The organism is Streptomyces sp. JK94 (genome assembly GCF_053613315.1).
Genome location: NZ_JBSICH010000030.1, coordinates 61,435 through 68,138, shown reverse-complemented (window position 1 = coordinate 68,138; position 6,704 = coordinate 61,435). Strand labels below are relative to the sequence as shown.

Genomic DNA, 6,704 nt, shown 5'->3' with positions numbered 1-6,704 from the left:
CCCCCCTCTTGCTTGGGGAGTCCTTGCGTGGTGACCCCCCCACTCACCGCAGCGCCCGCTCCCACCCCGGGAGCGGGCGCTGCGGCGCGGGGCACATGCATGCGCTCGTGGAGGTTTGGCGAACACACTTGCGGCCACACGGGAGGAGAGGTGGCCATGTCGAACACGAACAACACGCCCGAATCACAAGACACACAACAGAGTTCGCAAGCATCGCAGAAAACTCAAGAGTCACGTAAGTCGAACAACTCGCAGAAGGTACAGGGAACACAGGGGTCGCGTCGACCCCGTCCGATGGAGGTTCTGCGCGAGGCGCGTGCCCAGCTCGCGGAGTTGACCGGCATGACCGCCGAGTCCGTGTCGTCCTTCGAGCAGACGGAGGGCGGCTGGGCGCTGGAGGTCGAGGTCCTCGAACTCGAGCGCGTGCCGGACACGATGAGTCTGATGGCGAGCTACCAGGTGGAGCTCGACGACGAGGGGCAGCTCACGGGTTACCGGCGCGTCCGGCGTTACGAGCGCGGTCGGGCCGACACGCGCGGCGGCCGCTAGGCCGGCCGGACCCGTCGGACACACACCCACGGAACAGATGGAGGGATTGCTGGCATGACTGTCGTACCGGCACAGCAGACCGGCGGCGGAGGCGGCAGCAGCGGCCTTTACGACGTGCTCGAGCTTGTACTGGACAGGGGGCTCGTCATCGACGCATTCGTGCGCGTCTCCCTGGTCGGCATCGAGATCCTGAAGATCGACGTCCGTGTCGTCGTCGCCAGTGTCGACACCTATCTGCGCTTCGCCGAGGCGTGCAACCGGCTCGACCTGGAGGCCGGGCCGCGCAAGGACCCGGGCCTGCCCGACCTGGTCGGATCGATCACCGAGTCCGGTGCCAAGGGCAAGTCCAAGGGGGCGCTCTCCGGCGCCGCCGAGACCATCTCGGACGCGTTCAAGCAGGCGCGTGACGAGGGCGACTCCGAGCGTGAGACCACCTCCCGCCCCCGTGCCCGCAAGGCCGCGCCCTCGCGCCGTAAGGAGGAGCAGGAGTGAGCACGTACGTCTACGGCATCACCGCCGGCTCGCATCCCGCGCTCCCCGAGGGCCTCAACGGCGTCGGCGAGCCGCCGCGCCCGGTACGGATCCTGACGGAGGGCGAGCTGGCGGCCGTCGTCAGTGACGCGCCCGAAGGGCTGCGCCCCAAGCGCAGGGAACTGCTCGCCCACCAGAACGTGCTCAGCGAGGTGGGCGCGGAGGGCTGTGTGCTGCCCATGCGCTTCGGCAGCGTCGCCCCGGACGACGCCGCGGTCACGGGAGTGCTGGCCGAACGGGCCGAGCACTACAGGGAGCGCCTCGGGGCGCTGGACGGCCGGGTCGAGTACAACATCAAGGCCAACCACGTCGAAGAGGCCGTCCTGCACCACGTGATGGCCGAGAACCCGGAGATCCGCGCCCTCGCGGAGTCCAACCGGCAGTCCGGCGGCGGAAGCTACGAGAGCAAGATCCAGCTCGGTGAGATGGTCGCGGCCGCCGTCAAGGGCAAGGAGTCCGAGGACGCCACGACGCTCGAACGGATGCTGGAGCAGGCCGCCGACGCCGTGAGTGTGGGCCCCGAGTCCACCGGCTGGCTGGCCAACGTGTCGTTCCTGGTGAACCGTGACGCGGCCGAGGAGTTCCTGGCCGCCGTCGAGCGGGCCCGCCAGGAGATGCCGCACCTCGAGGTGCGTGTGCACGGTCCGCTGCCGCCGTACAGCTTCGTCGAGCCCGGCCCGGCCGAGCCCGCGGGTACCGCGGCGGGCGGGATGGACGTCGGAACGGAGTGAGGACGTGGGACTCATCTCGGAGGTCCTGATGCTGCCGCTCGCCCCGGCGCGCGGCAGCGCCTGGGCCATCAGACAGGTGCTGAACGAGGCCGAGCGGATCTATTACGACCCCGCCACGGTCAGGGCCGAACTTGCCCGGCTGGAGGAGCAGTTGGAGGCCGGCGAGATCACCGAGGAGGAGTTCGACCGACAGGAGGACGTGCTCCTCGACCGGCTGGAGATCGCTACGCGCACGAGCGCGGGATTGGGCAACGGGACGGCGCCATGAATCGAGTGGGACTGGGCCTCGCGGTAGGGGCCGGATATCTGCTGGGACGCACGAAGAAACTGAAACTGGCGGTCGCCGTGGGCACCATGGTGGCCGGCAAGAAGATGAACCTGACTCCGAAGGGCATCGCGGAACTGGTCTCCTCGCAGTTGCAGAACAACCCCCAGTTCAAGGAGATCGGGGACCAGCTGCGCACGGACCTGCGGGGCGTGGGCAAGGCGGCCTCGGGCGCCATGGTCGAGCGGCAGATCGACGCGCTCGCCGACCGCCTGAGCGGGCGCACCGCCCAGGTGCGCGACCAGCTCTCCGGCGTGGCGTCCCGGGCGCCGGGCGCCGGGTCCGACGACTCCCGCGACTCCGAGGACTCGGAGGACTCGGAGCCGCACGAGGAGTACGACGAGGACGAGCACGACGACGAGCCGCCGCAGGACGAGCACGAGGAGGAATCCGGCGGACGGGACCGGGACCGCCGCGAGCCGCGGCAGGAACGGGACGGGGAGGAGACCTCGCCCGAGGGACGCAAGGCGGCCCGGAAGGCGCCCGCGAAGAAGGCCGCCGCCAAGGCACCGGCCAAGAAGGCCGCTGCGAAGCGGACCCAGCCCGCCAGGAAGGCGGCCGGCAAGAAGACCGCCGGGACCAGGAACGCCGCCCGCGGCGCCGGCCCCCGGCAGACGAAGGGCGGTGGTGAGTGATGGCCGACACCCTCGGTTCCGCGGCGTCCACCGCGGGCAAGGCGGCGAAGAAGAACCCGCTCGCCGACGTGGCCCGGAGCGAGGCGGCCGACCGCCTCAAGGCGGAGGCGCAGGAGTACCTCGCCGCCCAGGTCACGCGGCTGCTGACCGGCGTCGGCACCAAGCTGGGCGAGACCACCGGCAAGCTGAACGACATGGCCGAGGGCAAGAGCCCGGGATTCGGCAAGCTCGCCCTCGACGGCGGCCGCAAGCTCGCCGAGGGCAAGGGCCCGATGCGGGCCGCGTTCGAGGTCGGCGCCGGCAAGGTGAAGGACAACGTGGCCGGCGCCTTCAAGAACCTCACCGGCGGCAAGGGGAGGAAGAAGGGCGGCGCGGGCCAGAAGCCGACCGTCATCATCGAGTACGTCGACGTCGGCGTCCCGCTGCGCACGGCCTACGACCAGTGGACCCAGTACCAGGACTTCAGCACCTTCGCCAAGGGCGTGAAGAGCGCCAACCGTGCCGACGACACGTCGTCCGACTGGCAGCTGAAGGTCTTCTGGTCCAACCGCAGCTGGAAGGCGAAGACCACCGAACAGGTGCCGGACGACCGGATCTCCTGGACCTCGGAGGGCGCCAAGGGCACGACCAAGGGTGTCGTCAGCTTCCACGAGCTGGCCGACAGCCTCACCCGCGTCGTCCTGGTGATCGAGTACTACCCCAAGGGCCTGTTCGAGAAGACCGGCAACATCTGGCGCGCCCAGGGCCGCCGGGCCCGCCTCGACCTGAAGAACTACGTCCGCCACATCACCTTCAAGGGTGAGGCGGACGACGGCTGGCGCGGAGAGATCCGCGACGGCGAGGTCGTCCGCAGCCACGAGGACGCCCTCGCCGAGGAGCAGGAAGAGCAGGAGCAGCAGGAGCAGGAGGACGGCCGGGACGCGGAGGAGCCCGAGGAGGAGTACGAGGGCGAGGAGGAGCCGCACGCCGAGGAGGAGGGCGAGGCGGACGCCGAGTACGAGCAGGAGCCGGAGGGCGAGCCCGAGGAGGAGTACGAGGAGCCCGAGGGCGAGTACGAGGACGAGCAGGAGCCCGAGGGCGAGTACGAGGAGGACAAGGAAGCCGGCGAGGACGAGTACGCGGCCCCTGAGGAGCACGAGGACGCCGGCAGCGGGAGCCGTCGATGACCACACCCAGCCGGCTGCCCGATCCCTACGGCCAGGGACAGAGCGCCAATCTCGCCGACATCCTGGAGCGGGTGCTCGACAAGGGGGTCGTCATCGCGGGCGACATCCGGATCAACCTGCTCGACATCGAGCTGCTCACCATCAAGCTGCGGCTCATCGTCGCCTCTGTCGACAAGGCCAAGGAAATGGGCATCGACTGGTGGGAGAGCGACCCCGCCCTCTCCTCGCGCGCCCGGCGCGACGAACTGACCCGGGAGAACGCCGAACTGCGTGAACGACTGCGCGAGCTGGACCCCGGCCGCGTACCGAGGGAGGCACCGTGACCGGACTGCGGTACGTGTACGCCGTCTGCCGCCCCTTCGGCGCGGCCCTCCAGAGCCAGCTGACGGGGGTGGCGGGCGACCCGCCCCGCCTGCTGCCCCACGGCGGCCTGGTCGCCGTCGTCAGCCACGTCCCGGAGGCCGACTTCTCCGAGGAGGCGCTGCGCGCCCACCTCGAGGACCTCGACTGGCTCGCCGGGACCGCCCGCGCCCACCAGCAGGTCATCGACGCGCTCACCGCCGTCACCACCCCGCTGCCGCTCCGGCTGGCCACCGTCTTCCGGGACGACAGCGGCGTACGGGTGATGCTGGAGGAGCGGGAGCAGGCCTTCCGGCGCACGCTCGACCGGCTCGACGGGCGCGTGGAATGGGGCGTCAAGGTGTACGTCGAGACGGAACCGGAGCAGGCTCCGGGGTCGGCGCAGCCCGCCCCCAAGCCCACCTCGGGCCGGGACTACCTGCGCCAGCGGCGCATGCGGACACGGGCGAACGAGGATCTGTGGACCAGGGCCGAGGGGTTCGCCACCGGCCTGCACGAGGCGCTGTCCGCCCGGGCCGACGACGCGCGGTTGCACGCGCCGCAGAACCCCGGCCTGTCCGGTGCCGCCGGACGCAACGTGCTCAACGCCGCCTATCTGGTGCGGCGCGACGTCTCCGAGGAATTCGTGGAAATGGTGGACCGGACCAAGGACGACGCCCCCGGTGTGCGCGTGGAACTCACCGGGCCGTGGGCGGCCTATTCCTTCGCCGGCGAGGAGAAGCCGGGGGAGGGGTCATGACCGTCGTGGAACGCCGTGAGATCGCCCTCGTGGACCTGCTCGACCGGCTGCTGGCCGGCGGGGTCGTCATCACGGGCGACGTCACCCTGCGCATCGCGGACGTCGACCTGGTCCGCATCGACCTGAACGCGTTGATCAGCTCGGTCAACAGCAACGTACCCTCACCGTTCGGGGACTGACGTGAGCGAACATGCCGAGCCCCGCAAGCGCCTCGACCTCGAACCCGACACGGTCGAGCGCGACCTGATCAAGCTGGTGCTGACGGTGGTCGAGCTGCTGCGCCAGCTCATGGAGCGCCAGGCGCTGCGCCGTGTCGACGAGGGCGACCTGAGCGAGGAGCAGGAGGAGCGGATCGGGCTCACCCTGATGCTCCTCGACGACCGCATGACCGAGCTGCGCGACCGCTACGGACTGCGGCCCGAGGACCTGAACCTGGACCTCGGGCCGCTGGGACCGCTGCTGCCCCGGGAGTGAGTCTTCCGCGGCAGCAGCCTCGGCGTCCGCGGATCATCACCCGTACCCCGGGAACCCGGGTACCTCGGGTGGTGCTCCGCGGACGGTTCACCACCTGTACCAGCGGCCCCTGCCGCCGCCGGCCGTCGTCCCGCGGACCAGGAAGCCCAGAAGCCACAGGACCAGGACTGCCAGGGCAATCCACCAGAGGATCTCCACGGCGAATCCGACGCCGAAAAGAACCAGTACGAGAAGCAGTACGAGCAGAAGTGGAACCATGGTGACCAACCTCCTTTCGTACTGATGTCCCGAAATGTGCCGATCAGGCGCTCAACGGGTTTCCTTCCGGCACAGGATCTCCCCGTGCAGCACGCCGAACCAGCCCTCCGGACGCGCGCCCCACTCCCGCCAGGCCGCCGAGACGGCCCGCAGCCGCTCCGGCGTGGCATGGCCGCCCGCCACGGCCCGCTCGGCGTACGCCGGCTCCAGGGTGCGGTCCGCCCACAGGCCGCTCCACCACTCCCGCTCCCCGGGCGTGGTGAAGGTCCAGGTGGCCGAGGTGGCCGTGACGTCCGTGAACCCCGCCTCGAGCGCCCAGGCCTTCAGCCGGCGTCCGGCGTCCGGCTCGCCCCCGTTGGCGCGGGCCACCCGGCGGTACAGGTCCAGCCAGTCGTCCATGCCCGGCGACGCCGGGTACCACGTCATGGCGCCGAAGTCCGAGTCGCGGACGGCGACGATCCCGTTCGGCCTCACGACCCGTCTCATCTCGCGCAGCGCCCGCACCGGGTCGCCCACGTGCTGGAGTACCTGGTGGGCGTGGACCACGCAGAACGTGTCGTCCGGGTAGTCCAGCGCGTGCACGTCGGCGACCGCGAAGTCCGTGTTGGCCGCCCCGCGCCCGGCGGCTCTCGCCCGTGCCGTCTCCACGATCCCGGGCGCCCGGTCCACGCCGGTGACGTGCCCGTCCGGCACCAGCTCCGCGAGGTCCGCGGTGATGGTGCCGGGGCCGCAGCCGACGTCCAGGATCCTCATGTGCGGCTCCAGGGAGCCGAGCAGGTAGGCGGCGGAGTTGGCGGCGGTGCGCCAGGTGTGCGAGCGGAGCACGGACTCGTGGTGCCCGTGCGTGTAGACGGCGGTCTCCTGCGGCTTCGGCATGGTGGGCCCCTCTCCCGGCACTCCCGACAGTGGGGCCACCGTACGCGCGTCGGCCGGATG

The 6,704-nt window shown here is 70.8% G+C and carries 12 protein-coding genes; 10 read left to right on the top strand and 2 right to left on the bottom strand.

The genetic code is table 11. From position 1 onward, the window contains the following. The first annotated feature begins 156 nt into the window (after positions 1 to 156). From ACVV2G_RS25175 to ACVV2G_RS25130, 10 genes are read left to right on the top strand one after another with little or no spacing between them, the layout of a single operon-like run. Positions 157 to 549, top strand: coding sequence for a gas vesicle protein GvpO (locus ACVV2G_RS25175; RefSeq protein ID WP_453845039.1), 393 nt, complete (start codon positions 157 to 159; stop codon positions 547 to 549). 54 nt (positions 550 to 603) lie between these two features. Continuing rightward, positions 604 to 1,041: a gas vesicle structural protein GvpA gene (locus ACVV2G_RS25170; protein WP_453845038.1), complete on the top strand. Its 438-nt coding sequence runs from the start codon at positions 604 to 606 to the stop codon at positions 1,039 to 1,041. Continuing rightward, positions 1,038 to 1,811 (top strand): GvpL/GvpF family gas vesicle protein, encoded by a 774-nt coding sequence (locus tag ACVV2G_RS25165; RefSeq protein WP_453845037.1) that lies wholly within the window; start codon positions 1,038 to 1,040, stop codon positions 1,809 to 1,811. The genes ACVV2G_RS25170 and ACVV2G_RS25165 overlap by 4 nt, the downstream gene beginning before the upstream one ends. A 4-nt stretch (positions 1,812 to 1,815) precedes the next feature. Then, positions 1,816 to 2,079 carry a gas vesicle protein GvpG gene (locus ACVV2G_RS25160; protein ID WP_453845036.1) on the top strand — a complete coding sequence of 88 codons (264 nt, stop codon included), beginning with the start codon at positions 1,816 to 1,818 and terminating at the stop codon, positions 2,077 to 2,079. After that, positions 2,076 to 2,771, top strand: coding sequence for a DNA primase (locus ACVV2G_RS25155; protein WP_453845035.1), 696 nt, complete (start codon positions 2,076 to 2,078; stop codon positions 2,769 to 2,771). Before ACVV2G_RS25160 ends, ACVV2G_RS25155 begins: the two co-directional genes overlap by 4 nt. Next, positions 2,771 to 3,937, top strand: coding sequence for an SRPBCC family protein (locus ACVV2G_RS25150; RefSeq protein WP_453845034.1), 1,167 nt, complete (start codon positions 2,771 to 2,773; stop codon positions 3,935 to 3,937). Before ACVV2G_RS25155 ends, ACVV2G_RS25150 begins: the two co-directional genes overlap by 1 nt. Next, positions 3,934 to 4,260: a gas vesicle protein gene (locus tag ACVV2G_RS25145; RefSeq protein WP_053139604.1), complete on the top strand. Its 327-nt coding sequence runs from the start codon at positions 3,934 to 3,936 to the stop codon at positions 4,258 to 4,260. The genes ACVV2G_RS25150 and ACVV2G_RS25145 overlap by 4 nt, the downstream gene beginning before the upstream one ends. After that, positions 4,257 to 5,036 (top strand): GvpL/GvpF family gas vesicle protein, encoded by a 780-nt coding sequence (locus ACVV2G_RS25140; protein ID WP_453845033.1) that lies wholly within the window; start codon positions 4,257 to 4,259, stop codon positions 5,034 to 5,036. The genes ACVV2G_RS25145 and ACVV2G_RS25140 overlap by 4 nt, the downstream gene beginning before the upstream one ends. Next, complete coding sequence (locus tag ACVV2G_RS25135) at positions 5,033 to 5,215, top strand: gas vesicle protein (RefSeq protein ID WP_122618943.1); 183 nt, start codon at positions 5,033 to 5,035, stop codon at positions 5,213 to 5,215. The genes ACVV2G_RS25140 and ACVV2G_RS25135 overlap by 4 nt, the downstream gene beginning before the upstream one ends. Before the next feature lies 1 nt (position 5,216). Beyond that, positions 5,217 to 5,510: a gas vesicle protein K gene (locus tag ACVV2G_RS25130; RefSeq protein ID WP_453845032.1), complete on the top strand. Its 294-nt coding sequence runs from the start codon at positions 5,217 to 5,219 to the stop codon at positions 5,508 to 5,510. An 87-nt stretch (positions 5,511 to 5,597) separates the two neighbouring features. On the opposite strand, the gene ACVV2G_RS25125 is transcribed toward ACVV2G_RS25130, so the two are convergent. Together ACVV2G_RS25125 and ACVV2G_RS25120 are read right to left on the bottom strand one after the other, a co-directional pair. Then, positions 5,598 to 5,768 carry a hydrophobic protein gene (locus ACVV2G_RS25125; protein ID WP_453845031.1) on the bottom strand — a complete coding sequence of 57 codons (171 nt, stop codon included), beginning with the start codon at positions 5,766 to 5,768 and terminating at the stop codon, positions 5,598 to 5,600. Between the two features lie 51 nt (positions 5,769 to 5,819). Next, the gene (locus ACVV2G_RS25120) at positions 5,820 to 6,644 is read right to left on the bottom strand and encodes a methyltransferase domain-containing protein (protein WP_453845030.1); all 825 of its coding nucleotides are present in this window, start codon (positions 6,642 to 6,644) and stop codon (positions 5,820 to 5,822) included. Positions 6,645 to 6,704 lie beyond the last annotated feature (60 nt).

Bases quoted from the DNA above. Each gene is read 5' to 3' on its own strand.
- ACVV2G_RS25175 (WP_453845039.1), top strand. From the start codon at position 157: ATGTCGAACACGAACAACACGCCCGAATCACAAGACACACAACAGAGT.
- ACVV2G_RS25155 (WP_453845035.1), top strand. From the start codon at position 2,076: ATGAATCGAGTGGGACTGGGCCTCGCGGTAGGGGCCGGATATCTGCTG.
- ACVV2G_RS25170 (WP_453845038.1), top strand. From the start codon at position 604: ATGACTGTCGTACCGGCACAGCAGACCGGCGGCGGAGGCGGCAGCAGC.
- ACVV2G_RS25125 (WP_453845031.1), bottom strand. From the start codon at position 5,768: ATGGTTCCACTTCTGCTCGTACTGCTTCTCGTACTGGTTCTTTTCGGC.
- ACVV2G_RS25145 (WP_053139604.1), top strand. From the start codon at position 3,934: ATGACCACACCCAGCCGGCTGCCCGATCCCTACGGCCAGGGACAGAGC.
- ACVV2G_RS25150 (WP_453845034.1), top strand. From the start codon at position 2,771: ATGGCCGACACCCTCGGTTCCGCGGCGTCCACCGCGGGCAAGGCGGCG.
- ACVV2G_RS25120 (WP_453845030.1), bottom strand. From the start codon at position 6,644: ATGCCGAAGCCGCAGGAGACCGCCGTCTACACGCACGGGCACCACGAG.
- ACVV2G_RS25135 (WP_122618943.1), top strand. From the start codon at position 5,033: ATGACCGTCGTGGAACGCCGTGAGATCGCCCTCGTGGACCTGCTCGAC.